The 23433-nt window shown below is 73.7% G+C and carries 24 protein-coding genes and 2 pseudogenes; 11 read left to right on the plus strand and 15 right to left on the minus strand.

Annotation, left to right across the window (positions count from 1 at the left end):
- Nucleotides 1-11: 11 nt before the first annotated feature.
- From AC3CH1_RS01675 to AC3CH1_RS01710, 8 genes are all read right to left on the minus strand, one after another.
- Nucleotides 12-1379: a YcaO-like family protein gene (locus tag AC3CH1_RS01675; protein ID WP_488462120.1), complete on the minus strand. Its 1368-nt coding sequence runs from the start codon at nucleotides 1377-1379 to the stop codon at nucleotides 12-14.
- Complete coding sequence (locus tag AC3CH1_RS01680) at nucleotides 1376-3016, minus strand: CocE/NonD family hydrolase (RefSeq protein ID WP_488461194.1); 1641 nt, start codon at nucleotides 3014-3016, stop codon at nucleotides 1376-1378. Before AC3CH1_RS01680 ends, AC3CH1_RS01675 begins: the two co-directional genes overlap by 4 nt.
- Nucleotides 3013-4023, minus strand: coding sequence for a hypothetical protein (locus AC3CH1_RS01685; protein ID WP_488461195.1), 1011 nt, complete (start codon nucleotides 4021-4023; stop codon nucleotides 3013-3015). Before AC3CH1_RS01685 ends, AC3CH1_RS01680 begins: the two co-directional genes overlap by 4 nt.
- A gap of 135 nt (nucleotides 4024-4158) precedes the next feature.
- Nucleotides 4159-4293, minus strand: coding sequence for a streptamidine family RiPP (gene amiA, locus AC3CH1_RS01690; RefSeq protein WP_361872703.1), 135 nt, complete (start codon nucleotides 4291-4293; stop codon nucleotides 4159-4161).
- Between the two features lie 73 nt (nucleotides 4294-4366).
- Nucleotides 4367-5197: an ABC transporter ATP-binding protein gene (locus AC3CH1_RS01695; RefSeq protein WP_488462121.1), complete on the minus strand. Its 831-nt coding sequence runs from the start codon at nucleotides 5195-5197 to the stop codon at nucleotides 4367-4369.
- 199 nt (nucleotides 5198-5396) lie between these two features.
- Nucleotides 5397-6455 (minus strand): FecCD family ABC transporter permease, encoded by a 1059-nt coding sequence (locus AC3CH1_RS01700; protein WP_488461196.1) that lies wholly within the window; start codon nucleotides 6453-6455, stop codon nucleotides 5397-5399.
- Complete coding sequence (locus AC3CH1_RS01705; protein WP_488461197.1) at nucleotides 6452-7513, minus strand: FecCD family ABC transporter permease; 1062 nt, start codon at nucleotides 7511-7513, stop codon at nucleotides 6452-6454. The genes AC3CH1_RS01700 and AC3CH1_RS01705 overlap by 4 nt, the downstream gene beginning before the upstream one ends.
- Nucleotides 7510-8496: an ABC transporter substrate-binding protein gene (locus tag AC3CH1_RS01710; RefSeq protein ID WP_488461198.1), complete on the minus strand. Its 987-nt coding sequence runs from the start codon at nucleotides 8494-8496 to the stop codon at nucleotides 7510-7512. The genes AC3CH1_RS01705 and AC3CH1_RS01710 overlap by 4 nt, the downstream gene beginning before the upstream one ends.
- A 210-nt stretch (nucleotides 8497-8706) precedes the next feature.
- Between AC3CH1_RS01710 and AC3CH1_RS01715 the strand changes: the two are divergent.
- Nucleotides 8707-9982 (plus strand): annotated as a pseudogene (locus AC3CH1_RS01715) (hypothetical protein).
- A 66-nt stretch (nucleotides 9983-10048) separates the two neighbouring features.
- Here the strand turns inward: AC3CH1_RS01715 and rpsN are convergent.
- Nucleotides 10049-10354 (minus strand): 30S ribosomal protein S14, encoded by a 306-nt coding sequence (gene rpsN / locus AC3CH1_RS01720; protein WP_488461199.1) that lies wholly within the window; start codon nucleotides 10352-10354, stop codon nucleotides 10049-10051.
- Entirely contained in the window at nucleotides 10354-10590 is a 237-nt protein-coding gene (gene rpmB / locus AC3CH1_RS01725; RefSeq protein ID WP_488461200.1) for a 50S ribosomal protein L28, read from the minus strand. Before rpmB ends, rpsN begins: the two co-directional genes overlap by 1 nt.
- A 71-nt stretch (nucleotides 10591-10661) precedes the next feature.
- On the opposite strand from rpmB, the gene rpmG reads away from it, so the two are divergent.
- From rpmG to AC3CH1_RS01750, 5 genes and pseudogenes are all read left to right on the plus strand, one after another.
- A complete protein-coding gene (gene rpmG, locus AC3CH1_RS01730; protein WP_003964410.1) occupies nucleotides 10662-10826 on the plus strand; it encodes a 50S ribosomal protein L33 in 165 nt (54 codons plus the stop codon).
- A gap of 61 nt (nucleotides 10827-10887) precedes the next feature.
- Nucleotides 10888-11142 carry a type B 50S ribosomal protein L31 gene (locus AC3CH1_RS01735; RefSeq protein WP_488461201.1) on the plus strand — a complete coding sequence of 85 codons (255 nt, stop codon included), beginning with the start codon at nucleotides 10888-10890 and terminating at the stop codon, nucleotides 11140-11142.
- Nucleotides 11139-12296: a CobW family GTP-binding protein gene (locus AC3CH1_RS01740; RefSeq protein ID WP_488461202.1), complete on the plus strand. Its 1158-nt coding sequence runs from the start codon at nucleotides 11139-11141 to the stop codon at nucleotides 12294-12296. The genes AC3CH1_RS01735 and AC3CH1_RS01740 overlap by 4 nt, the downstream gene beginning before the upstream one ends.
- A gap of 120 nt (nucleotides 12297-12416) precedes the next feature.
- On the plus strand, nucleotides 12417-12665 hold the full coding sequence (rpsR, locus tag AC3CH1_RS01745; protein WP_488461203.1) for a 30S ribosomal protein S18: 249 nt from the start codon (nucleotides 12417-12419) through the stop codon (nucleotides 12663-12665).
- A 50-nt stretch (nucleotides 12666-12715) separates the two neighbouring features.
- A pseudogene (locus AC3CH1_RS01750) lies at nucleotides 12716-12934 on the plus strand (MFS transporter); the annotation flags it as partial.
- Nucleotides 12935-13170: 236 nt separating this feature from the next.
- Here AC3CH1_RS01750 and AC3CH1_RS01755 read toward each other — a convergent pair.
- Nucleotides 13171-13614 carry a subtilase-type protease inhibitor gene (locus AC3CH1_RS01755; RefSeq protein ID WP_488461204.1) on the minus strand — a complete coding sequence of 148 codons (444 nt, stop codon included), beginning with the start codon at nucleotides 13612-13614 and terminating at the stop codon, nucleotides 13171-13173.
- A 413-nt stretch (nucleotides 13615-14027) separates the two neighbouring features.
- Here AC3CH1_RS01755 and AC3CH1_RS01760 point away from each other — a divergent pair, with 413 nt between their 5' ends.
- The 5 genes from AC3CH1_RS01760 (at nucleotide 14028) to AC3CH1_RS01780 (ending at nucleotide 19795) form a co-directional block, all read left to right on the plus strand.
- Nucleotides 14028-14981: an ABC transporter ATP-binding protein gene (locus AC3CH1_RS01760; protein ID WP_488461205.1), complete on the plus strand. Its 954-nt coding sequence runs from the start codon at nucleotides 14028-14030 to the stop codon at nucleotides 14979-14981.
- Nucleotides 14982-14989: 8 nt separating this feature from the next.
- Nucleotides 14990-15964, plus strand: coding sequence for an ABC transporter substrate-binding protein (locus AC3CH1_RS01765; protein WP_488461206.1), 975 nt, complete (start codon nucleotides 14990-14992; stop codon nucleotides 15962-15964).
- Nucleotides 15965-15966: 2 nt separating this feature from the next.
- Entirely contained in the window at nucleotides 15967-18114 is a 2148-nt protein-coding gene (locus AC3CH1_RS01770; RefSeq protein WP_488461207.1) for an iron ABC transporter permease, read from the plus strand.
- 570 nt (nucleotides 18115-18684) lie between these two features.
- Nucleotides 18685-19050, plus strand: a complete 366-nt coding sequence (locus tag AC3CH1_RS01775; RefSeq protein ID WP_488461208.1) for a hypothetical protein — start codon at nucleotides 18685-18687, stop codon at nucleotides 19048-19050.
- Nucleotides 19051-19198: 148 nt separating this feature from the next.
- A complete protein-coding gene (locus tag AC3CH1_RS01780) occupies nucleotides 19199-19795 on the plus strand; it encodes a dihydrofolate reductase family protein (protein WP_488461209.1) in 597 nt (198 codons plus the stop codon).
- Between the two features lie 508 nt (nucleotides 19796-20303).
- Here AC3CH1_RS01780 and AC3CH1_RS01785 read toward each other — a convergent pair.
- The 4 genes from AC3CH1_RS01785 to AC3CH1_RS01800 all read right to left on the minus strand — a co-directional run bounded on the left by AC3CH1_RS01785 (nucleotide 20304) and on the right by AC3CH1_RS01800 (nucleotide 23377).
- Entirely contained in the window at nucleotides 20304-20963 is a 660-nt protein-coding gene (locus AC3CH1_RS01785) for a TOPRIM nucleotidyl transferase/hydrolase domain-containing protein (RefSeq protein WP_488461210.1), read from the minus strand.
- Between the two features lie 99 nt (nucleotides 20964-21062).
- A complete protein-coding gene (locus tag AC3CH1_RS01790; protein WP_488461211.1) occupies nucleotides 21063-22268 on the minus strand; it encodes an MFS transporter in 1206 nt (401 codons plus the stop codon).
- A complete protein-coding gene (locus tag AC3CH1_RS01795; protein ID WP_488461212.1) occupies nucleotides 22265-22714 on the minus strand; it encodes a nuclear transport factor 2 family protein in 450 nt (149 codons plus the stop codon). The genes AC3CH1_RS01790 and AC3CH1_RS01795 overlap by 4 nt, the downstream gene beginning before the upstream one ends.
- 108 nt (nucleotides 22715-22822) lie before the next feature.
- The gene (locus AC3CH1_RS01800) at nucleotides 22823-23377 is read right to left on the minus strand and encodes a MaoC family dehydratase (RefSeq protein ID WP_488461213.1); all 555 of its coding nucleotides are present in this window, start codon (nucleotides 23375-23377) and stop codon (nucleotides 22823-22825) included.
- Nucleotides 23378-23433 lie beyond the last annotated feature (56 nt).

The following is a 23433-nucleotide window of genomic DNA, read 5'->3' on the forward strand; positions in this document are numbered from 1 at the left end:
CGGGCGCTCCTTCACATGTGCGGGGGCGGGGCCAGGGTGAAGTCCCCCGGGGCGGTGGGCGGTCGGGTACGCCAGCCCCGGGCGAGCGCAGCGTCCGCGAGGCGCGGGCAGCCGAAGTAGCCGAAGGCGGCCGGGGCGTTGGGGATCAGCCCGGAGACCAGGACGCGGGCGACGCGCAGGGTCGTCTCGGCGACGTCCTCCGTCGTGAGGTCGGCGGTGATCACCCGGTGCCCCCCGGCGGCGAGCGCCGCGTCGAGCGCGGTGCGGCCGCCGGGAGCGATCGCGGTGACCGGCACCGTGCCGAGGGCGGGTTCGGTGAAGCGGCGGGCGAGCGGGGACATCCGGTCGTCCAGCCAGACCTGGACATGGGCCCCGAGATCCCGCACGGCGGCGAACTCGGGTCCGCAGTCGTCGAGATAGCACCGGTCGGCACGGTGGTCGAGGTAGAGGCCACGGGCGAGCATCCCGGCTTCGACCGCCCGGTACACCCAGCCGTCGGCATCCACCGCGCCCTGGGTGAACACCCAGGTGTGCACGGCCTCCAGGACGGCCTTGCGGGCCGCCTCCGCCGGGTCGTAGCGGCAGGCGAACCCGGCCGCGTATATGCCGCGCCCGGGATCGTGCACGAGGGCCGCCACGCAGGGGGCGAACTCGGAGGGCATCTCCACGATGTGCACGTCCAGCTCGCAGCCGGCCAGGTCCTCGGTGAGCCCGGGAACGCTCGCCGGGTCGATGCCCCGGGTGGGCCCGTCGAGGTGCCACCACAGCTCCAGGGCGTCGCGCTCGACGACTTCGAGGAGCCCACGCTCGACGGCGTCGTCGAGACCCTGCCCGGTGGCGATGCCCGCGTAGTTGAGGTGGTGGGTGCGGGGCAGCGAACGCAGTTTCCCCTGCCGCCAGTTGAGGTGGGTCAGCGCGACGGGCGCCCAGCACGGCTGCCCGTTCTCCACCGCCAGGCTCCACAACGCCGGTGTGTCGTGGGTGAGTTCGGCGTACGGGAATCCCTGGCGGCCGTACTGCCAGGGGGCGTACGCCGGCAGGGCGCCGGGCCCGTAGACGCGGTGGCCCTCGGCGGTCAGTTCGGCGGCGGTGGCCCGGCGGGGCTCCTGGGGGTGGCCGGACGGTGGGAGGCGGTTGCCGCAGTAGCGCTCGACGGCCTCGGCCACCGCGGCGATCCACGCGCCCCGGGGGTCGCCGAACGTGGTGCCGAGGGAGACGCGGTCGGCGGGCCAGGCGCCGAGGCGGCGGGCGTCGGCGACGTCGGCGGTCATCGCGGTGTAGCGGGGCGGCGCACCGGTGGGGTGCTCGACGGGTGCGACGTCGCGGATGATCCCGGCGACGGGATCGACGAGGGCTTCGATGGGCAGGGCGCTGGTCAACGGCATATCTCCGGTGCGGGCTCGACGTAGCGGCGTCGGGCGACGACGGGCAGGTGGAGGGCGCTGCCCCGGGGGTTCACGGTGCGGCGGGACGGGGCGAGCCGGGTGGCGGTGACCGGGTCCTCCCCGGTGTGCGGGTTACGGGCGTGGGCGGGGAAGTGGTGTCCGGCGATCTCCGCGCGCAACCGGGTCCCGGCGGGCAGCCGACGGCCCAGCGTGCCGAGCGGCACGGCGATGTCCGCGGCCTCGCCGGGCGGGCCGGTGCGCCGGACGATGCCGAAGGCGAGCGGATCGGCGTGTCCGGACGGGTCGAGCGCGGTCAGGCGTACGGCCCAGTCGGCACTGGGCGTGTCGGCCGTGACGTTGATCCGGGCGACGGCGGCTCCCGCCAGGTCGAGCGGGCGGGGCAGCGGCGGCGAGAGGAGCAGACAGCGGTCGGCACGCTCGCCGTCGGCCGGGACGGCGAGGTCGTCGGAGCGCACGGGGCGGCCCGGGTCGGCGATGAACTCGGCTCCGTGGAGCAGCCGCAGACCGGTGGGCGAGCCGAAGGGCCAGCGGAACACCGTCTCCGGCCGGTCCGGTGGGGTGGCGTCGGGAGTGATCGCCGTTCCGGGGGCGCTGTGCCAGCGACCGCTGTCGCCGAGGGCGATGACACCGCGCCGCGTCGGCTCCAGCCGCCCGGCGAGGGCCGCGCGGGCCCACCGTACGTACAGCGCACCGAGGTTGACGCGGGCGCGGGCCGGCGCGGCGGGGTCGGCGGTGAGACGGTGCCCCCAGGGCCCGAGCAGCAGGCGCGACGGTCCGCCCCAGCCGCGCCACAGGGCCACGGTGTCGTCGGCGAAGGGGTCACGGGTGCCGCCGACGGCGAGCAGCGGAAGACGCGCGGTGGGGCCCAGCGCGACGAGTCGGCCTCGCCCTCGGCCGGCCCAGAGGCAGGGCCAGGACGGCAGTTCGCGCCCCAGGCCCTCGGCCAGCCGCTCCGCGAGGCGGGCGACCGGGAGGTGTTCGAACAGCCGGGGGTCGTCCGCCAGGGCGCGGGCCAACGCGTCCGGGTCGGAGTCGCGACGGTCACCGTGGGCCGCCCACCAGCCGGCCCGGGCCCACAGCCGCTCGGGCCCCCCGGGCTCCCGCGCCGTCTCGGCGAGTCCGAGCGCGGGGACGGCGGCGATGACCGCGTCGGGGACTCCGTCGCGATGCAGGTCGTCGGGGCCGGCGCCGGGGCTGGCATCACGAGCGGTGTCGCAGGCTGCATCACGGGCGGTGTCACGGACGGTGGGTGCGATGAGTGCGGTGACGAGGGCGCAGTACGCGGCGTAGGAGGCGCCGACGGCGACGACCTCCCCGTTGTTCCATTCCTGTGCGCGCGTCCAGGCGACGGTGGCAGCGCCGTCCACCGCCTCGTGGCCCCGGTAGGGGTGCCACTCGCCCGGTGAGCCGTGGCGGCCGCGAACGTCCTGGGCGAGGGCGGCGAATCCGTGCGCCGCCCAGCCGCGCAGCTCGGCGCGGTGGGCCTCACGCCCGTAGGGGGTTCTGATCAGGACGGCGGGAACGGGGCGATCACCGTCCGGGAGGCATACGTCGGTGGCGAGCGCGGTGCCGTCCGGCGTGGGGACGTACACGGTGCGGGTGGTGTTCACGGGCGCGCCTCGGCTGTCCCGGCCCTGGCCCTGGCCCCGGCGCGCGTCGGCGCCGGCGTCGGAGCGGGCAGGGGCGCGACGTCCGGGACGGGGAGCACGGGGTGCTCGGTGAAGGTGAGATCGCGCAGGTCGACGCGGCGGAGCCGACGGCGCACCGGGAGAACGGTCACCCGGCTCGTCCCGGCCTCGGCCCGCGCCCCGGTTTCGCTTTCGGCTTCGGCTTCGGCCCGCGTCCCGGCTTCGGCTTCGGCTTCGGCTTCGGCTTCGGCTTCGGCCCAGGCGAGCAGATCGGCGGTGAGGAGCGCGGCGATCAGGGCGGCGGAGGCTTCGGTGGGGTGCGGCCCGGTGTCGGGGGTCCGGCGCCCGGCCCAGTACGCGGCGAGTTCGCGATGGGCGGGGGTGGCCGCGAGTCTGCGGAGCCTGACGTGACGGGAGGTGACGTCGCCCGGGGCCGCGGCAAGGGGTTCGGTCCAGCTGTGGGCGCCCTCGCGGTGACAGCGCAGCCAGGCGACGCGCCGGCCGGGCAGCAGGTCCGCCGTGTCCCAGAGCCCTTCGGGCACGGGCGAGTCGAGGCACCACACCACGGCGACGCGCCCTTCGGTGCGGTGGTCCGGGGCCGCCCGGGCGAGCTCCGCCACGCGGTCGGCGGTGATCCGGTGGATCTCGGCGCCTTCCGCTCCGGCGCAGCGTGCCAGCGGCTCGGCGAGCACGGCGTCGCCGAGGACATGGACGGTGCGGCCGGCGAGCCGGGCCCGGGGCGGAGCGGACACCGCGTGCCCGCCCGCCTCGAACGCCTCGACGAGCCGTGCGAGTTCGGCGGCTTGCCCACTTCCGTCCGGCGCGTCCCCGTCCGGCGCCTCCTCCCCGGCCAGCCGGCGCACCAGGGCTTCGCCGGTGACACCGCCGGTGTCGATGCGCAGGAACTCCCCTCCGGAGGTCCGGAGCACGGGGGCTTCACCGGGGACGGTGACGATCCCGGTGCCGGGAGCGAGTCGACTGCGGGTCACGGAATCCTCCGAAGCGGAAAGCAGTAAGCGGGGACGGGACGTTCGGGGCTGAACGGGGCGGGCCCGCCCGGCATGTCACCGGGCGGGCCCGCCCCCGCGCCACGCGGGGAACCTGCCGTCAGCGGCAGGCGTCGCTTACTTCTCGGTCGCGGTGTCGGCCTCGACGGCGTCGTCGAAGGGGTTCTCGACGAGGGCGTTCGAGTGGGTGGCGGAGAGGTGCGCGAGCTGGCCCTGGTCGGCGATCGGGCTGAACACCTTGTTGTTCTCCATGAGTTGAATCTCCATTCGGAAGGATCGGATGGGTGTTTCGGTCGCGGCGTCGGTGCGTGCCGCAGCACAGACATTAATGAATATGATTTTCATTCCGCAATAGCTGGAACGGATCGAGAGGGTGATCTGGGTAACAGACAGGCCAGCCGCCCTCGCTGTCGACCCCCACCCGGCCCTCCACGCCGAGGACTTCGGCCAGCAGAGCCCGGGTGACCACCTCGGCCGGAGGCCCGTCGGCGGCGACGCGGCCCTCGCGCAGCGCGACGATCCGATCGGCGAACCGCGCGGCGTGGTTGAGGTCGTGCAGCACCATCACCACCGTCAGCCGGCGCTCCGCGCGCAGCCGTACGACCGTCTGGAGTACCTCCAGCTGGTGCCGCAGATCGAGATAGGTGGTCGGCTCGTCCAGGAAGAGCACGCGGGCGTCCTGGGCCAGCGCCATGGCCAGCCGGACCCGTTGGCGTTCGCCGCCGGACAGTGCGTCCACGGGCCGGTCGGCCCAGGCGGTGACGCCGACGTCCGCGAGCGCCCGCGACGTCACCTCGTCGTCGCCCTCCCGCAGCATCCCGAGCGGCCCCCGGGCGGCGTAGCGTCCCTGACGCACGAGTTGACGCACGGTCAGCCCCGGTACGGCGGGCGCCGACTGATGAAGCAGGGCGACGCGCCGGGCGGCGGTGCGGCGGGGCAGCCGCGCCACGTCGTCGCCTTCGAGCAGGACGCGCCCGCCGCTCGGGGTGAGCAGTCCGGCGGCGAGCTTGAGGAAGGTGCTCTTGCCGCAGCCGTTCAGCCCGATCAGCGCGACCAGTTCGCCGGTGCGGATGCTCAGGTCCACCCCGCGCAGGACCATGCGTCCGGGGTAGCCGAAGGTCAGTCCCTCCGCCCGGACGACCTCGGGGCCGGACATCACGTCCGGTTCCGCTTCCGGCCCGGCCGCCTCCACCGGGCTCGGCTCCACTTGTCCGGTCAGGCCTTCCGGCATGTCACCCTCCTCATCCACTGTCTTCCACTTCCGTCGGCGTCGGCGTTGGCGTCGATGCAGGTGCCGATGCCGGCGCCCGCGCCGATACCCCCATCGACGCGTCTCGTCCGCGTACCGCTCTCCGTCACCGCTCGTCCGCCCGTCGTCGCGCCACGACCATCAGCAGCCCCGCCCCCACGAAGGTGGTCAGGGCGCCGACCGGAAGGGTCAGCCGGTCCGCGTCGAGCGCGGTGGCCAACAGCCGGGACAGCAGTTGGGCGGCGGCGTCCGCCCCGCACACCACCGCCGCGCCGAGCAGCGCGGCACCCGGAAGGGTGATGCGCAGATCGGCCCCGAAGACGGCCAGCGCCAGATGGGGCACCAGCAGTCCCACGAAGCCGAGCGCCCCCACGGCCGACACGGCGCCGGCCGTCAGCGCGACGGCGCACACGAGCGCCGCTCCCCGGCCCCGGCCGGTGGCCAGGCCCGCGGCAGAGGCCTGTTCGTCGCCACAGCGCAACAAGGTCAGCGGCCCGGCGAGCAGCCAGGCCGCCGCGCCCCAGAAGGCGGCCCACGGCCAGAGCAGATTCCAGTGCTGCCACACCCGGCCCTCGGTGGAACCGATCAACCACTGGACGACGCTGCCGAGTTCGCCGGGGGCCACCAGGAGAACGACCGCGGTGAGCCCGGCCAGCACCGCCGACACGAGGACTCCGTAGACGGCTGTCTGTTCCGGGTCGCCCCGGTCCCGCCCGGCGAGCAGCCACAGCAGCCCCGCCCCGGCGAAGCCACCGAGGCAGGCCGCCACGACCACGGCCGTGGGCGATTCCCAGCCCGCGAGGCCGAGACCGGTCGCGGCGACCGCGCCGAGCACCGCACCGGGAGTGACGCCGGTGACCTCGGGCCCGGCCAACGGGTTGCGCAGGGCCGACTGGAGCACGAGCCCGGCCACCCCGAGGCACGCCCCGGCGACCAGGGCCACCAGCAGTCGGGGCAACCGCAGTTGGAGCACGATGTGCGCGGCGGTGGGGTCGTCACCGCCGCCGAGCAGCACGGCCCGGACGCCATCGGGAGTGACGCCCCGGCCGGCGAACAGATCGGCGCAGGCCACCACGGCGACGAGCAGCGCCAGGCCGCCCATCCGGACGCCCGGTGCGCGCAGGGCCCGGCGGGACGGTCCGGGCACGGTGTCGGTGAGGGTCATCGTTCCGCCTTCCGCAGGACGGGAGCGGGCAGGTGCGGCGGAGTCCCCGGCAGGGAGGGGAGCACGGGCCCCCGGTCCCGGGCGGGCCGTCTCCCCCGCTTCAGCAGCACGACCCCGACCGGCACCCCGACCAGGGCGGTCCACGCGCCGACGGGGGTCTCGACCGGGGCGAGCGCCAGCCGGGCCGGCTGATCGGCGCACAGTACGACGATCGCGCCGCACACGGCGGACCGGACGAGCCACCCGGCCGCGCCGCCGTCCGGGCGGAGCCGGCGGGCGAGGTGAGGAGCGAGGAAGCCGACCCAGGCCACCGGTCCGCAGACCGCGACGACGGGGGCGATGAGGACGACGGCGATGCCCAGCGCGGCGACCCGCGCGCGTTCGACGCGTACGCCCAGCGCACGGGCGTCGTCGTCGCCGAGGCGCAGCACACCGAGCACCGGCACGCACAGCACCAGCGCCGGGACGGCCACGGCGAGCCAGGGCAGCAGACCGGTGACGTCGTCCCAGGTGCGGGCGGACAGACTGCCGAGCAGATAGCGGTAGATGAGCTGGAGGTCGAGCTGGTCGGCCATCACCATGAGCACCAGCAGTGCCGCCTGGAGCGCGGCGGCGACGGCGGCTCCGGTCAGCAGGACGGCCGAGGGGCTCCGCCCGAACCCGGCGGCGACCAGGGTGAGCAGACCACCGAGCGCGGCCCCGGCCAGGGCGAGGAACGGTTGCAGTCCGAGGGGGACGGCCAGGGCCAGGACCAGCGGTGCGGCGACGCCCAGGGCGGCCCCGGAGGAGACTCCCAGCATCTCGGGGACGGCCAGCGGATTGCGCAGGGCCTCCTGGAGAACGAGGCCGGCCGCCCCCAGGCAGGCCCCGGCGATCAGCGCCAGCACCATGCGGGGCAGCCGCAGTTCGGTGACGACGAGCCCCGCGAGCCCGTCGGCCCCCAGCATGGCCGGGAGCCTGGCGGGCGGGACGTACGGCGTGCCGAGGCTGAGCGCGCAGACCGCGCCCGCCAGGGCCGCCGCGCCCAGGCAGAGCGGCGCAACGGGCGGACGCCTCACCGCAGTGCGGCCGTCGCATCGTCGAGGACGACGCCCAGGGAGCGGGTGCCGCGCCCCTTGGCCCACACCTCGGAGTCGACCTCGATGACCTTGCCGTTCCGCACGGCGGGGATGCGGGACCAGAGGGGGTTCTTCGCCAGCTTGTCGGAGAGCTTGCCGTCCGGCTCACCGAACGACAGGGTTTCCACGAACAGGACGTCGACGTCCCGCGCCAGGATCTCCTCCAGGCTGTAACTGCCGTCGACGCCCCGGCTCTTCCAGGGGTAGTGGGAGATCTTCGGGAACAGCCCGGCCGCCACGTCGGACTCCGGGGTGGCCACGCCGAAGTTCTCGTCGCTGCCGTAGACGATCAGCGCGGTCTTGCCGCTCTTCCCCTGCTCCGCCTGCGCCAGGCGGGTGCGGAAGGTCTTCTCCGCCTTCTCGCCCTGCTCGGTGCGGCCGGTGAGCGCGGCCAGGTGCCGCAGGTAGCCGACGCTGTCCTGCCAGGATCCGGGCTGGACCGGCCAGAACGTCGTGGCGCCCTTCAGCGCGGGGGCCAGCTTGCCGTGCGTGTCCTCCAGGCCGATCACCAGGTCGGGCCGGTGGGACAGGATGGCCTCGACCTCGGGGCTGAGGAAGCCGCCGGGCACCACCGGTATCTCCGCGGCCTTCTTCTCGCCCAGGAACTTCGGGTGCGCCAGCACCTGGGAGTTGGTGGCGGTGGGGGCCATGCCCAGCTCGACGAGGATGTCGTCGCAGAGGGCGACCAGGCAGACGATCTTCTCCGGCGGCTTCGGCAGGGAGACCGTGACGCCCTTGGCGTCGGTGATCCGGGTGGCGGCCTCGATGGGCCGCACCTCCGTGCTCGTGCGGGCGCCGGCCCGGCTCTCCGGAGCGACGGCCGGTCCTCCGGTGTCGGCCTCCCCGGTTCCGCAGCCGGCCAGCAGGCCTCCCAGTACGGCGATCGCGGCCCAGCGGCGGACTCTCAGCGCGGTTCGTGGCATCGACGGTCCCTCAACGTTCCTGTGCGGTCCCGGGGATGCGGCAGAGAAGGCGGCGGAGCCCCGGGAGCGGTCCCCGCCACAAACGGAAACCTTACACATGATTATCATTTCCAATAAAGTGCCGGGGTCCTCACTCTGTCCTCGCCGGAACCCACCGGCCCCCGCCGACCCCGCCGACCCCGCCGACCCCGCCGACCGCAGGAGTTCGCCATGCCGCAGTCCCCACACCCCTCACCCCACGCACCGCCGCGCCTGCTGGTCTCCGACCATGTCGCCGGCCGGATCAGCCTGTTGGACCTCCCCGACGGCGCGGAGCGCGCCGAGCTGAACCACCGGTACCTCGCCGAGCACGCGGGGTTCCTCGCGCTGCCGGACGGCCTCACCGCCTGCGTGGACGACCGGGCGGGCGAGCTGCTGGTCCTCGACCCCTACGGCCCCGCGCCGGCCGGCCCCTGGTCCGGCGGCGCATACCGGTCGCGGTCCCCGCCGAACACCTCGCGGCCGACCCGGAAGGGCGGCACCTCGCGGTGACCACCGGTCTCGGCCGCAACGAGGAGGCCTGGACGGGGCTCCTGACGGCCGTCGACCTCGACGCACCGGACGGCGCCGTCGCCGTACGCGTACGCGGGCGGACGGGCGAGCCGGGAGTCACGGTCCTCGGCGGGCCGGACTCGCTCGTGGTGCTGCGCCACCGGGAGCCGGGCGAGCTACTGGTCCACCGGCACCGCGACCTGATGCGTGCGGCCCCCGCCTGTCCTCCGGCGATCCCGGTCCGGCGGATCGCACTGCCGGACGACGACGGGCACGGCGACGCCCACGAATCGCTCACCGGCCGGGTGTTCGCCGCCGCGGGGTCGGGGGTGCATCGCGCTCGGCGGGAGGGGGACGACCTCGTCGGCGAGGCCCCCCTGCCCTGGCCGGCCGACGGGCGCTCCGGCGGGCGCGGCTACTACTTGCGGCTCAACCCGTACGGCGGATGCTCTGGTCCTGCGTGCGCGGCGGACCGGGCGACCCCGGGCAGTGGCCGGACTGGTCCAACGACGCCTGGTGGCACCACCTCGACACCGGCGTCACGGGCCGACTGGACCTGGGGCCCGGGCTGGTCTTCCGGCTCGCGGTGACCGCCCGCCATATCGCGTACACCCGTGTCCATCCGGACGGCGACGAGCTCGTCCTGCTCACCGTGCCCCCGGTCGCCGGAGCCCGCCCGGAGGTCGCCGCGCGGCTGCCCCTGCCCGCCATGTCCGGTGCGCCCCGGGCCGGCGGGACCCCTTGGGACGGCGTGCAGCGGCGCGCCGTCGCCGCCTCACCCGGCGCGGGTCTGGTCGCGGTCAGCAGGGGTGGCCATGGCGAGGTCCACGTCTTCGACGCGGACCGGGCGGACCTGCTCACGACCCTGACCGTCCCGACCCCCCTGGACGACGGCGGCCACCTCGCCCTGCTCACCCCCGGGGACGGGGCGGAGGCCGACCCGGTCGGCCGCTGAGGGACGCGTCGCGGGTGGTGGCGCGGCGCGACCGCCGAACCACCGCCCGCCCCCGGCGCTCGGACCTCACCAGGAGGACTTGGTCACCCCCGGCAGGAACCCCGCGTGGGCCTGCTCACGCATCCGGACCCGGGAGAGCCCGAACCTGCGCAGATACCCGCGGGGCCTGCCGTCGACGCTGTCACGGTTGCGCAGGCGCGTGGCGCTGGCGTCGCGCGGCTGACGTCGCAACTCCTCCACTGCCGCGCTCCGTTCGCGCTCCGGCGTACCGGGTCGGCGGATGATCTCCTTCAGCTCGGCCCTGCGGGCGGCGTAGCGGTCGACGGTCTCCCGGCGCCGTTCGTTCCGCGCGATCTTGCTCTTCTTCGCCATCAGACCTTCCCGCCCCGCGCCCGGATGCGCGCGACCGCGGCCTCGACGCCGATGCTGTCGACGGTCTTGATGGCCCGAGCGCTCAGCGTGAGGCGCACATAGCGGCCCTCGCCGGGCAGCCAGTACCGCTTGCGCTGGATGTTCGGGTCGAACCGTCGGGACGTCCGGCGGTGCGAGTGGGAGATGTTGTTGCCGAATCCCGGCTTGGCGCCTGTCAGTTGGCAGTGGGCGGACATGGAACGTTACCTGCCTCTCCTTCGACGCATCCATTATTGAAAATGGAAACCATTGCCATATAGTAGCGCCCATGGCTCGCAACGAAGTACGCCCGGTCATCAAGCTCCGCTCCACGGCGGGGACCGGCTACACCTACGTCACCCGCAAGAACCGGCGGAACGACCCCGACCGGATGGTGCTGCGCAAGTACGACCCGGTCGCCCGACGCCACGTCGACTTCCGTGAGGAGCGCTGAGGCCGGAAAGGCTCGGCCGCTCCCCCGCACACGCCCCGGACCCGACCCCTAGGACACCTTCATGAAGCCCGGAATCCACCCCTCCTACGGCCTCGTCGTCTTCCGCGACAAGGCCGCCGACTTCGCGTTCCTGACCCGCTCGACCCTGACCAGCGACCGCACCGTCACCTGGGAGGACGGCAACGCCTACCCGGTGGTCGACGTGGAGATCTCCTCCGCGAGCCACCCCTTCTACACCGGCACCGCCCGCGTGCTGGACACCGCCGGACGCGTCGAGCGCTTCGAACGCCGCTACGGACGTGGGGAGGCCCGGTGAGCGAGCACCGCACGAAACTGCCCGTCGTCATCGTCTGCGGCCTTCACTCCGAGGCCCGCCGCGAAGTGGTGGAAGGGCTGCTGCGGGACGTCCCGTACAGCGTCGCGCTGCACCACGACCTGTCCACGGCCACCACCGGCCATACCGTACGTCGCTCCCTGCGGGATTCCGGCGGTGAGTTGGATTCCGGCGAGACCCCACTGGTGAACGCGTGCGCCTGCTGCGCGCTGCGCGAGGACCTCGTCCCCGAACTCGAACGCCTCGCGGGCGACGGACGGACCCGCCTGGCCGTCCTGGAGCTCTGGGACTCCGTCGAGCCGAAGTCCATGGCCGAGGTGATCGCCGCGCACACCACCGCCGCCGAGGTCACCAACGTGTTCGCGGCGGTCGACCCCACTCTGGTTCTGCCCTGCCTCTCCAACGGCGACGATCTGGCCGAGGCCGGTCTCGCGGCGGCGCCGGCCGACCGGCGGACCATCGGCGACACCTGGGCCCGGCAGGTGGAGTACGCACCCGTACTGGCCGTGACGCCGAGCCCGGCGGCCGACGACGAGGACCGCGCCCTGATCCGGCAGCTGAACCCGACGGCCCGCCAGGCCGCCTCCGGATCGGCCGAGTTGGCCCGGCTCGCCTTCGCGGGGTTCGATGTGGAGGCGGCGGACGCGGGCCAGCACCCGGCCTGTGCGCTGCTTCCGCAGGAGGCCGACGAGGCCGGGGTGGGCACGCTCGTCTGGCGGCGGCACCGTCCCTTCCACCCCGAGCGCCTGCTCGACGCGCTGGAGGACCTGAGCTGCGCGGCGGCCCGCAGCCGGGGCCGGTTCTGGCTCGCGGACCGGCCCGACACCCTGCTCTCGTGGGATGCCGCGGGCGGCGCGCTCTGCGTGGAGAGCACCGGCCCCTGGCTCGCCTCGCTCCCGGACGCCGCATGGTCCATGGTGCCGCCCTACCGACGGGCGGCCGCCGCGCTGGACTGGCACCCGGAGCACGGCGACTGCTGCCAGCACCTGGTCTTCGTCTCCCCCGGCCTCGACCGCGACGGCCTGACCGGTCTGCTGGACTCCTGCCTGCTCACGGACGAGGAGTACGGCTCCGGCCGGGAGACATGGAAAAGCCTGCCCGCCGCGTTCGACGCCCTCCTCGACCCGGTGCACTGACGCCCCGGCCCACGCACCCCCGTACCCCCGCACCCCCGCACCCCCGCACCCCCGCACCCCCGCACCCCCGCACCCCGCACGATCTCCGACGACCGCACACCGAGCACGGAGGAAGCCCTCATGGCACGTCAGCAGGACCCCCGCAAGCCGCTCAAGAACCGGCCGAACCCCCTGGACGCCGCCAGGATCACGTACATCGACTACAAGGACACCGATCTGCTGCGGAGGTTCATCTCCGACCGAGGGAAGATCCGCAGCCGCCGGCTCACCCGGATCAGCGCCCAGCAGCAGCGGCAGATGGCCGCGGCCATCAAGAACGCCCGCGAGATGGCCCTGCTGCCGTACACCGGATCCGCGGCGGGCAATTAGCGGGCGCCACCACGCCGCGTGATGCCGGGTCTTCGTCATCGCCTCCGCACGGGGCGGCGCCCTCCGGGGACATCGCGCAGGCCTGGCTGATCGGCTTCCGCGCTGCCCAGGGAATCGGCGCGGTCCTGATGTGCCCGGCCGCGCTCGCCGTGGCCATCGCCGCGTTCCCGGCGGAGTGGAACGGACGGAGCCTGGCGCTGTTCGTCCGGGCGCGCGGGGCGCTCACCTCGATCACCCCGCTGCTCGGTGGGCGGCTCACCCGGTGGACCGCGGCCTACCGGCGCAAGCCTCGGCCGACGCGGGAACCGCGCGATCGACACCGGGGACGAACCGACCGGGACGGATCGCTGCCGGCCGCGGCGGAAACGGCTGGAGCGACCGCATGACTCCCGGTCGTCGCGAACGGGGGCGTGTGCGGGGCACGCCGGGCAGGGCGGGTCGCCGGACGCGGTCGGGCGGTACGGAGTCGTGCTCCGTCATCCCGGCGTCGGCGCGCCCTGGTGGATCAGAAGGCGAATACGGCGTTGTCGTTCATGCTGCCCGCCATCTCGCAGGCATTGCCGTAGGCGGTGCTGAACTGGACCTGCTTGCCCTGCCAGACGCCGTGGGCGGTCACGACGATCGGGTCCCACTGGCGGGTACAGGTCCGGTTCGACGGACCGGCGGTCAGCTCGGAGAACCTCCCCTGGACCGCGGCCAGTTCCTTGCAGGCCGCAGCGGGAGCGGGGTGCGTCCCCTCGGCGGTGGGGGCGCAGGTGAGCGTCACGGCCCGCTCGACGGTGGCGGTCAGCGGGTCCTCGCCGCGGGCCACGGTGAGGACGAGTGCCGAGGGCGCGTAGAGGCTCGCCGCCCCCGTCGGCGCGGCCTGGGCGGTGGCGGTGACGAATCCGCCGAGCAGCAGGGTGCTCGCCGTGATGGTTGCGAAGATCGCGTGAGGGTTGCGTCGCATGAGTGAAGACTCCTTGGTCGTGTGCGTGATTGCGGTCAGGAGTCTTACGCACGCGGAAAGTAAGCGCACGTCGACGGCCAGCTTCCAGCCGGAGGTAAGCGTTCGAGCCGACCGAATGGTCATTCGGGCAGCTCAGGCGCGTCGCGCGAGCCGTCCAGCATATGGACGAACCTTGGTGGTTCACCACAAAACTACCGCTTGACCTGCGGGTATATAAGAAACCATCGATGCGCCACATCGCCGCTTCGGCCAGAAAGTACCGCCACCCGGGACCGCCGAACCCCTCCGCGAGCGTCGACCACCCCTCGACGGCGACCGGCAACCGGACGGCGAACCACTCGAGGGTCACGCGGAGGACACGATTCCGCATCCCGCTTGACCAGGGCAATTTAGGTTAGGCTAACCTCACAGCCGTGATCGCTCCTGCCCTCGACCGAGAAGACCCACCGCCGCGTCGGCGCTCCGCGCCCGCTGCCGGTGCCACCGCCGCGGCCCCCGGCGCCGAGCCCGGCCCGGCCACGACCTTCGCGGCCCCCGAACCCGATGCCGGCCTCGACGCCCGTGACCTGACGATCGCGTACGACCGTACCGACGTCGTGCACGGGGCCGACCTCCGGCTTCCGCGAGGTCGCGTCACCGCGCTCATCGGGCCGAACGGCAGTGGGAAGTCCACCCTGTTGCGTGCCGTCGCCCGGCTGCACAAGGCCCGCACCGGCCGTGTGACCGTGGCGGCCGGGGCTGAGGACGCCGCGCCTGTCGACGCCCTCGCCCTGTCGCGCTCCGACTTCGCCCGCCGGGTCACCCTGCTCGCGCAGAGCCGGAACGCGCCGGCCGGCCTCAGCGTGCGCGACGTGGTCGGATTCGGCCGGCACCCCTATCGGGGCCGGCTCCGGGGCACCGATCCGGACGGCGCCCGGATGGTCGAGCACGCGCTGGCCGTCACGAACCTCGCCGAGTTCGCCGACCGCGGGGTGGAGAGCCTGTCCGGCGGGCAGTTGCAGCGCGTCTGGTTCGCCTGCTGCCTGGCCCAGGACACTGACGTCCTCCTCCTCGACGAGCCGACCACCTATCTCGACCTGCGCTACCAGGTCGAGATCCTCGACCTCGTCCGCGACCTCGCCGACAGCCACGGCGTCACCGTCGGGGTCGTGCTGCACGACCTGGACCAGGCCGCCGCCGTGGCCGACCAGGTCGTCCTCCTCTCGTCCGGGCGGATCGTCGCCGCGGGCACGCCCGCGGAGGTGTACGCCCCCGAGCGGCTCAGCGACGCGTACGGCATCCGCATCGACGTCGAACCCGACTCCTCCACCGGCATCCCGCGCACCCGCGCGGTCGGCCGCCACCACCTTCGTTCCGAAAGGCCCTGAACACCCTCATGAAGAACCAGCACCTGACGTGGCCCGCCCTCGCCGCCGCGGCCGCGCTCGCCCTCACGGCCTGCGGCACCACCGAGGCGCCGAAGAAGGAGTCCGCCGGGGACAGCACGGTGACGATCACCGACTCCCGCGGCAAGAAGATCACGCTCGACGGGCCGGCCAAGCGCGTCGTCGGCACCGAGTGGAACGTGGTCGAGTCGCTCGTGACCCTCGGCGTCCAGCCGGTCGGCGTGGCCGACGTCAAGGGCTACACCGCGTACAACACGGCCGCGCCGCTCACCAAGGGCGTCAAGGACATAGGCACCCGGGGCGAGCCCAGCGTCGCCACCGTCGCCGGTCTCGAGCCCGACCTGATCATCGCCACCACCGACCTGTCCGACTCCGCCATCGCGCAGCTGTCCAAGGCCGCGCCAGTCGCCGTGGTGCGCTCGGCCGACGCGAGCCGGCAGATCGACCAGATGGTCGACACCGTCGAACTCATCGGCAAGGCCACCGGCAACGAGGACGAGGCCGAGTCCGAGGTCGACTCCTTCCGCAAGGCGGTCGCCGACGGGAAGAAGAAGCTCGCGGACGCCGGTCTCGACGGCGAGAAGGTCGCCTTCGCCGACGGCTGGCAGGAGGGCAACCAGGTCTCGGTGCGCCCGTACGTCAAGGGCTCGCTGCTCTCCGACGTGAACACCGAGCTCGGCCTCGTCGACCCGTGGAAGCTGAAGGGCGACGCGGCCTACGGCCTGGCGGCGACCGACGTCGAGGGCCTCACGAAGATCGGCGACGCGCGGTTCGCGTACATCGCCAACGACTCCGACGGCGGCGACCCGTTCGCCGACGGCCTCAAGGACAACGCGGTGTGGAAGTCCCTCCCGTTCGTCAAGGACGACGAGGTCCACCGGCTGCCCGACGGCATCTGGATGTTCGGCGGCACCGCGTCGATGCGTGAGTACATCGACGCCCTCGTCGGCGCGCTGACCGCCTGACGATGAGCACACGCACCACAACCGCCCCGCCCGCCCCCGTGAAGACGGGAGCGGGCGCGGCCGGTCCGGCCGGGGCCGAGCCCCCGGTGGCGGCCGGCCCGCCGGCCCGTCGCGGCCGGATGTTCCTCCTCGCGGTCGCGGGGATCGTCGCGCTGGCCGCACTCGCGATCGTGCATGTGGGCCAGGGCACCGCAGCCGTGGACCTGCACACGCTCTGGCAGTTGGCGACCGGGGCCGCCTCCGACCGGACCGCCGACGAGCAGACGGCCGCCGTCGTCCTGGACTCCCGGCTGCCCCGGCTCGCCGCGGGGCTCCTCGTCGGCTGCGCGCTCGGCGCGGCGGGCGCGGCCCTCCAGTCGGTGTCGCGCAACATGCTGGCCTCCCCCGACACGCTCGCCGTCAACGCGGGCGCGTACCTCGCGGTGGTCGCCGTCGCCGCGTTCGGCATCACGCTTCCCGCGCTGCCGGCCGGGGCCACGGCGTTCCTCGGCGGGCTGCTGGCGGCGGGCGTCGTCCTCGGCCTCTCCCGGGCGGGGGCCGGACCGATCCGGCTGGTACTGGCGGGTTCGGCGCTCACCCTCGCCCTGTCCGGGCTGAGCGGGATGCTGTTGCTCCTGCGCTCCCAGCAGACGACCGGGCTGTTCGCCTGGGGCAACGGTTCGCTCGCGCAGATCGGCATGCAGTCCATCGACCGGCTCGCCCCGGTCGCGCTCGTGGCGTTCGCCGGGCTGATGCTGCTCGGCAGGCGGCTGGACATCCTCGCCCTCGGCGACGACGGCGCCGCGGTCGTGGGCGTGAGCCCCCGGCTGACGCGCAGCACCGCCGTCGTCCTCGCGGTGCTGCTGGCGGCGGTGTCCGTGGCGGTCGCGGGGCCGGTCGGTTTCGTCGGCCTGTGCGCGCCCGCCGTGGTCCGCCTGCTCAGCACCTGGATCCCGGGCCTGGTCCGGCATCACGCGTTCATCCCGGCGTCGGCGCTCGCGGGTGTGCTGGTCGTGCTCGGCGCGGATGTGCTGCTGCGCGCGGTGTTCGGCGCCCAGGCGGGGGCCGAGGTCCCCACCGGCATCGTCACGACCTGCTTCGGCGCGCTCGTCCTGATCGTCCTGGCCTACCGGTCGCGCGACATGGGCACGGACAGCGGCTCGACGGCGTTCGCCCGGCTGCGCAGCCGACGGGCGTTCGTCCTCACGCTGGTGGCGACGGTCGTGGGGCTGCTCGGCGCGGTGGTGGCGGCGACGCTCTTCGGCGACGCGACGCTGCTCCTGGGCGATGTGGGCAACTGGCTGACCGGCCGGGCGGGGCAGTTCGTCGGTTACGTCCTGGACACGCGGGTCCCCCGGGTCGCCGCGGCCCTGCTGGCCGGTGCGGCGCTGGCCGTCGCGGGTGCCGTCGTCCAGGCGGTGTCGCGCAATCCGCTGGCGGAGCCGGGTGTCCTCGGCGTCGTCAGCGGTGCGGGGGTCGGGGCGGTCGCCGTCCTCACCGTCGTTCCGCTGGCGAGCTTCTGGCTGATCGGCGGCTCAGCGCTGGCCGGTGCGACGGCCGCCGCGGCGCTGGTGTTCGGTCTCGCCGCACGCCGCGGTCTGGAACAGAACCGCCTGGTCCTCATCGGCATCGGCGTCCAGGCCGGTGCGGGCGCGTTCGTGAGTCTGCTGATCGTGCTCACCGACCCGCACAACGAGACGAAGGCGCTGGCCTGGCTCGGCGGCTCGACGTACGGGCGGACGTTCCCCGAGCTGATCCCGGTGCTGGTGGGTCTGGTCGTCGCGCTGCCCGTCCTGGCGTTGATGCGCCGCGAGCTGGACCTGATCGGGCTGGACGACGAGACGCCCGCCCTGCTCGGTGTGCGGATCGGCGCCACCCGGCTGGCGCTGTTGAGCCTGGCCGTCCTGCTGACGGCGGGAGCCGTGGCGGCGGTCGGCGTGATCGGATTCGTCGGCCTCGTGGCCCCGCACGCGGCACGTGCCCTGGTGGGCCGCAGCCATGTGCGGGTGATACCGGTGAGCGCGCTGCTCGGCGCGCTGCTGGTGGTCGTGTCGGACCTGGTCGGCCGGGCGATCATCGCGCCGGCGCAGATCCCGGTCGGACTGCTGACTGCCGTGATCGGCGCCCCGTACTTCATCTGGCTGCTCTGGCGGTCGCGGCGCGAGGGGTGAGCGCGGAGCTGTCCCTGTTCCGGAGCCGCGCGGCCGTCGTCGGCCGCGCGGCCTCATCAGCCTTCCAGCCGGTCGGCCGGGTTCCTGTTCCCGGACGAACTCACCCCGCGCCACGGGGCAGGCCCTGCCGGGCCTGCGTCACACGGCGGCGGTACGAGGACAGAAGGCGGGGCGTCACCGCGCCTCCGGCGAGGTGACGCGCTTGCTCATCGCCGCTCCAGGTGCGCGATCGGCCTGGTGGACGGGGTAGTCGCTTCGTCTACCCCGTCCACCAGGCCGGCTCAGCGGCGGCGGACCGGTCGACCCCGCGCTCGACGTCGACCTCCAAATGCCCGGTGGCGACAGCCCGGCAGGGGGGGGCGGGCTGTGGACATCTGCCCCGGCACCCGGAAGAGGTCTGCCATGCCCTCCCGTTCGCACCCCACCCCCAGTCGGTCGTCGAGCTCCTACCGCTCGGTCTCAGCCTGTCGTGGGTTTCGGCCCGCGGACGTTGCGCGACACATGTGTGGATCCGCGGGCGTGGGTACCCGGCAGAGGGACGAGGAAAGGGGCGTAAGGATGCCTGGAGCCATGCCAAGAATGCTGGGCGCTGCCACCGCGGCCTACAGCGTCGCGATCATGATCCGTCCGGTGTGGCTGGCCAAGCCGTGCGGACTGGTGAGAGCGGACGGCACAGTGTCGCCTTCGACCGCTCTGCTGATCCGGGCGGTGGGAGCACGCGATGCCGCCATCGGCACGGCCATGGCCCTCGCCCCCGACATCGGGGCGCTGCGGGCTGCGACCGCCTGCCGTGTCGCCGCCGACCTGTCCGACGCCGCCCTGTTCGGAGCGGCGCTCACCGGCCGGGCCCGACGTCTGAAGGTCGCGGGATTCGCCGCGGTGTGGGGCGGACTGTGCGCTGCGGCTGTCGCCCGTGAACAGCACGCTCACCGGTAGCGCATCTCGCAGGGGGGCCGGAGCGGGGCCGGCCTTCCTCTACCCGCTGCGCAGGATTTCCGCCGGGCACTTCGGCCTCGCACCTCGGCATGCCACGCGGCAGTGCCGGGCGGTAGCGTGACGGTTCGACCAACGGAGGGGACCCGGCATGCGCAGACTCGTCCACTACATCGCCACCACCCTCGACGGCTTCATCGCGGGCCCGGACGGCGGGGACCCCACCGGTCCCCACGGCTTCTGGCCCATACCGGAGGACTACCTACAGCACCTCGTGGCCGAGTACCCGGAGACGCTGCCCGTCCAGGCCCGTCAGGCTCTGTCCGTCACGGCGGAGGGCACGCACTTCGACACCGTGCTGGAGGGGCGGCGCAGCTACGAGATCGGTCTCGCGGCCGGCATCACCGACGCCTACCCCCACCTGCGTCACCTGGTGTTCTCCCGGACCCTGGCCGAGAGCCCGGACCCAGCCGTCGAATTGGTCGCCGACGACCCGGCGGCAACCGTGCGCGAACTCAAGCGGCAGGACGGCAAGGACATCTGGCTCCTGGGCGGCGCCGAGCTCGCGGGTTCCCTGTACGCCGAGATCGACACCCTCATTCTCAAACTCGGCCCGCTGACCATCGGCGAAGGGATTCCGCTCTTCTCCCGCAAGGCCGCCTTCGACCCGCGCACCTGGACACTCGCGGACCACACCGTCCTCGAGAGCGGCGCGGTGTTCCTCACCTACACGCGCGTCGGCAGCTGAACGCTTCGGACCGGCTGCGCTTGTGGAGGCCGGACGCGCGCCACGAAGAAGGAAGTACGCAGCAATGTGGACCGTCAGGCCCGCGCGTAGGCCCCGCTGCTGTCGTCCTCCCGGGCTGACTGGTCCCGCCGCGCTCACCGCTACCCGGCCCGAGGAAGTGTCGCAATCCGCGACGGATGTGTCAGCCCCCGTGGGCGCCATTGCGCCCGTGAGCTACAACATCGCCTTCTCCGCCGCCGACCAGGCCGATGTCCTGGCCTTCTGGGCAGCAACGGCGCGCTGACCGCCGATCCGGAGCGGCCCCTCGGGAATATGCGGAAGCTCGCACGGCTGCGTCAGGACGGTCTCGACCACGAGGGCGACGGGCCGGGCGCTCCAGCAAGTGGGCGGATCAGGCGGCGACGGCGAAGACCGTTGTTGACGGGCAGGGTCACGGTCAGCCGGACGCGGCCCTTCTCCGTCCTCCGGTCGGTGGTGCGGCATCCTGGGCTGCGCTGCGCGGCCTCCGTCAGACGTGGGAGAGGAGTCCGCCCAGCGGTTCCGGCAGGCGTGCGAGGTCCAGGGCTTCCGTGAGCGCTCGCGCATAGTGCTCCTTGCGGCCGCCGATGGTCCCCATGAAACGCCGCAACTGCGCCTCGACCGTCCGCTCCCGCTGGGCGGGCTGGCGTTGGAAGATCCGGAAGGTGCGCAGGTCTCCCTGGTCGTCGATGACCTGTTGGACGCCGTCCGTGCCGAGCGCCCGGATCAGCTCGTCCTCCAGGTCGGCACGGCAGGTGAAGAAGCCCAGCGCCGCCAGATCGTCGGGGGTCCGGGCGGTGCCGAAGCCGGTCCGCTCCAGGCCCTGGACGAAGAAGCGTTGCTCCGCCGCGTCGCACAGGCCCGCCGGTCGGGTGTCGAGCCCGTCGGGGCCCAGCAGGCGCAGATAGCGGGTGATGCTGGTGGCGCCCCCGAGCGGCACGACCACGACGCCCTCGGCGCTCAGGGTGCGCCCCTGGCGTTCGGCGAGGGCCTCGACCGCCGCCCGGTCGCTGACGCCCTCGACGAGCACCACGGTGCGCAGGCCGAGGCCGGCCGCCAGCTCACGGGCGGTCTCGGCGGGCGCGGGCGCCTCCGCGTCGCCCGCGGCCCACGAGACGACCGTCCGACGGAAGCGCGCCGCTGTGTCCACGGAGCCAGTCTCGCACCGTGGCCGGCGGTCACGGCAAGGGTATTCCGGTACGTCGGCCAGGGCTGCCCCGGTACGTCAGCGGGGTGCGGGAGGTCTACGTCAGCGGGGTGTGGGAGGTCTGCGCGCCAGGTACAGCCCGACGCCGAGGGCGAGCGCCAGGACACAGCCGGCAAAGGTCAGTCCGGCGTTCCTGAGTCCGATGCCCAGAGTGAGGGCGCCGACGCCGACCACGGGCAGGGAGATGCCCAGGTAGGCGATGACGAAGAACGCGGACACGGTCGCGGCCCGGTGTTCGGCCGGCGCGGCGGCGCTGATCGCCGTCACCGCGCCCCGGAACGCGAGCCCCTGGCCGAGGCCGCCGCACAGCGCACCGGTGATGAGCAGGGGAAGTGACGTGAAGAGCAATGAGGCGCCCACCTGGAGGAGGCCCCCGACCAGGACGAAGCAGCCGCCCGGCAGGGCCCGCCGTTCACCGACCCGCCCCATGAGCGCCTGCCCGGCCGTCGACGCGAGGAAGACGGAGAAGACGACGAGTCCCGTCAGGGCCAGGTTGTGCACGTCGAGCGTCTCGGACACGAACGCGGGGGCTACCGCGGTGAAGAGGCCCAGCAGGGAGAACCCGGCGAAGGCGGCCAGCGCCGAGGTGGCGAACACGCCGCGCATCGCGGGCGGGACGGCCAGTCCCTGGGGCCGGATCCGCACTCCCCGTACCCGGGCGGATGCGACCGTCTCGGGGAGGAACCAGGTCAGTACGGCGGCCACGGCGATCAGCGCCAGGTGCACGAGGAAGGGGAGCCGCAGGGGCCAGGGGGCGTATTCGGCGAGCAGCCCGGACAGCAGCGGGCCGCACCCCAGGCCGCCCATGTTCGCGGCGGTCGCGGCCAGCCCCGCCCGGGCCGCGCGTCCCGGCGGGGCCAGTTCCATCACGGTGACCGTCGCCGCGCCGCTCAGCAGTCCGGCGGCGAACCCGGAGAGGAGGCGTCCGGCGAAGAGGGCGGGGAGCCCGCCCTCGAAGAGGAAGCAGAAGGCGCTGGCCGCCGAGAAGCCGAGGGCGGCCAGGAGGACGGGCCGCCGCCCCGCCTCGTCGGAGACGTTCCCGGCCAGCAGCAGGGTGGCGATCACTCCGAGGGCGTAGACGGCGAACACGACAGTCACCATCAGCTCGGAGAAGCCGAGCTGGTCCCGGTAGAGGCCGTAGAGCGGTGTGGGGAGCGTGGTGCCCGCCATGCCGACGGCGAAGACGGCCGCCGCGGCCGGGTAGCCGAGGCGTTTCCCCCGGTGCGCGGAGCCGGGCGTCCGGCTCATGCGTCGGGCGGAGGGTCCGTCGGGGCGGCGGAGGTGATGTGGGTGAGCACGCACAGCCAGCGGCCGTCGCGCCGGACGAAGACGTCCGTGACCCATTCGTCCGCGTCGAAGCGGCGGCCACCGTAGTGGGCCGTGTTCGTCATCCGCGCGGTGACCGTGGCGGTGTCCTGGTGGACGCGGACCCTCGACGGGCTGATGGCCCGCATCGCCGAATGGGTCAGGTCGCCGGACGCGACGTAGCCGAGGAACCCGTCCCGGTCCGTGATGCCGGACTCGGAGACGATGACCCATTCGTCCGCCATGTAGGCGCTGATCCGCGGCACGTCGTTCGAGACGATCGCGGCGGACCACTCCTCCACCAGGGCGACGAGCCGGGCCTGTACCGCAGGGTCCTGGGCGTCGGGGCCGTTCGGCGGCGGCCCGGAGCCGGCTCCGCTGTCTTCCATTGTTCGAGCGTAGCCGCGGGGTACGCGGGGCGCGCTTCCTGCGCGGCCGGGCGGGGCCGCGCAGGAAGCGAACGGCCCGGGGCGGTACGGGAACGGCGGTTCCGTGCGCTACGCGGGCGGGCCTCCCTCGACGGCGGCGGTCGCGTCCTCGGGGTCCTGGCCCGTCGGTGCGTCGGGCAGCTCACGGCAGCGGACCATGAAGGACCGCTCGAAGACGATGACGGTCTCCCCCGTCGACTTGGTGCCGGTCGTCTCCACCGTGATGATGCCCTGGCCCGGCCGGGACCGGGACAGCCGCTTGTCGAGGATGCGGCTCGTCGCGTAGAGGGTGTCGCCGACGAAGACGGGGCTCTTCAGACGGACCCGGTCCCAGCCCAGGTTGGCCACCGCCCGCGCCGACAGCGCCTGCACGGTCATCCCGCCGACCAGACACAGCGTGATGCCGCTGTTCACCAGGACCCTTCCGTACTCGGCGCCGGCGCCGTAGTGCTGGTCGAAGTGGAGCGGGTGCTGATTCATCGTCAGCAGGGTCAGCCAGGTGTTGTCGGCCTCGGAGAGGGTACGGCCCGGCCAGTGCCGGATCACCATGCCCGGTTCAAAGTCCTCGTAGTCCCCGCCGTGCTCCTCGACGTACTCGTTGTCCTTGACGTGACGCAGGGTCATGCGGTATCTCTCCGGTGAGGTCGCTCGATCAGGGGCGGCGCGGACGGGCGCACCGG

The sequence above is a fragment of the Streptomyces sp. MGP-P1 genome, from assembly GCF_057766565.1.

Excerpts from the sequence above, each read along its gene's own strand:
- rpsN (WP_488461199.1), bottom strand. The coding sequence starts at position 10,354 with ATGGCGAAGAAGAGCAAGATCGCGCGGAACGAACGGCGCCGGGAGACC.
- AC3CH1_RS01795 (WP_488461212.1), bottom strand. The coding sequence starts at position 22,714 with ATGGAAGACAGCGGAGCCGGCTCCGGGCCGCCGCCGAACGGCCCCGAC.
- AC3CH1_RS01710 (WP_488461198.1), bottom strand. The coding sequence starts at position 8,496 with ATGCCACGAACCGCGCTGAGAGTCCGCCGCTGGGCCGCGATCGCCGTA.
- rpsR (WP_488461203.1), top strand. The coding sequence starts at position 12,417 with ATGGCACGTCAGCAGGACCCCCGCAAGCCGCTCAAGAACCGGCCGAAC.
- AC3CH1_RS01790 (WP_488461211.1), bottom strand. The coding sequence starts at position 22,268 with ATGAGCCGGACGCCCGGCTCCGCGCACCGGGGGAAACGCCTCGGCTAC.
- AC3CH1_RS01695 (WP_488462121.1), bottom strand. The coding sequence starts at position 5,197 with ATGTCCGGCCCCGAGGTCGTCCGGGCGGAGGGACTGACCTTCGGCTAC.
- rpmG (WP_003964410.1), top strand. The coding sequence starts at position 10,662 with ATGGCTCGCAACGAAGTACGCCCGGTCATCAAGCTCCGCTCCACGGCG.
- AC3CH1_RS01775 (WP_488461208.1), top strand. The coding sequence starts at position 18,685 with ATGCCAAGAATGCTGGGCGCTGCCACCGCGGCCTACAGCGTCGCGATC.
- AC3CH1_RS01700 (WP_488461196.1), bottom strand. The coding sequence starts at position 6,455 with ATGACCCTCACCGACACCGTGCCCGGACCGTCCCGCCGGGCCCTGCGC.
- AC3CH1_RS01735 (WP_488461201.1), top strand. The coding sequence starts at position 10,888 with ATGAAGCCCGGAATCCACCCCTCCTACGGCCTCGTCGTCTTCCGCGAC.
- AC3CH1_RS01780 (WP_488461209.1), top strand. The coding sequence starts at position 19,199 with ATGCGCAGACTCGTCCACTACATCGCCACCACCCTCGACGGCTTCATC.
- AC3CH1_RS01800 (WP_488461213.1), bottom strand. The coding sequence starts at position 23,377 with ATGACCCTGCGTCACGTCAAGGACAACGAGTACGTCGAGGAGCACGGC.
- AC3CH1_RS01770 (WP_488461207.1), top strand. The coding sequence starts at position 15,967 with ATGAGCACACGCACCACAACCGCCCCGCCCGCCCCCGTGAAGACGGGA.
- rpmB (WP_488461200.1), bottom strand. The coding sequence starts at position 10,590 with ATGTCCGCCCACTGCCAACTGACAGGCGCCAAGCCGGGATTCGGCAAC.
- amiA (WP_361872703.1), bottom strand. The coding sequence starts at position 4,293 with ATGGAGAACAACAAGGTGTTCAGCCCGATCGCCGACCAGGGCCAGCTC.
- AC3CH1_RS01765 (WP_488461206.1), top strand. The coding sequence starts at position 14,990 with ATGAAGAACCAGCACCTGACGTGGCCCGCCCTCGCCGCCGCGGCCGCG.
- AC3CH1_RS01755 (WP_488461204.1), bottom strand. The coding sequence starts at position 13,614 with ATGCGACGCAACCCTCACGCGATCTTCGCAACCATCACGGCGAGCACC.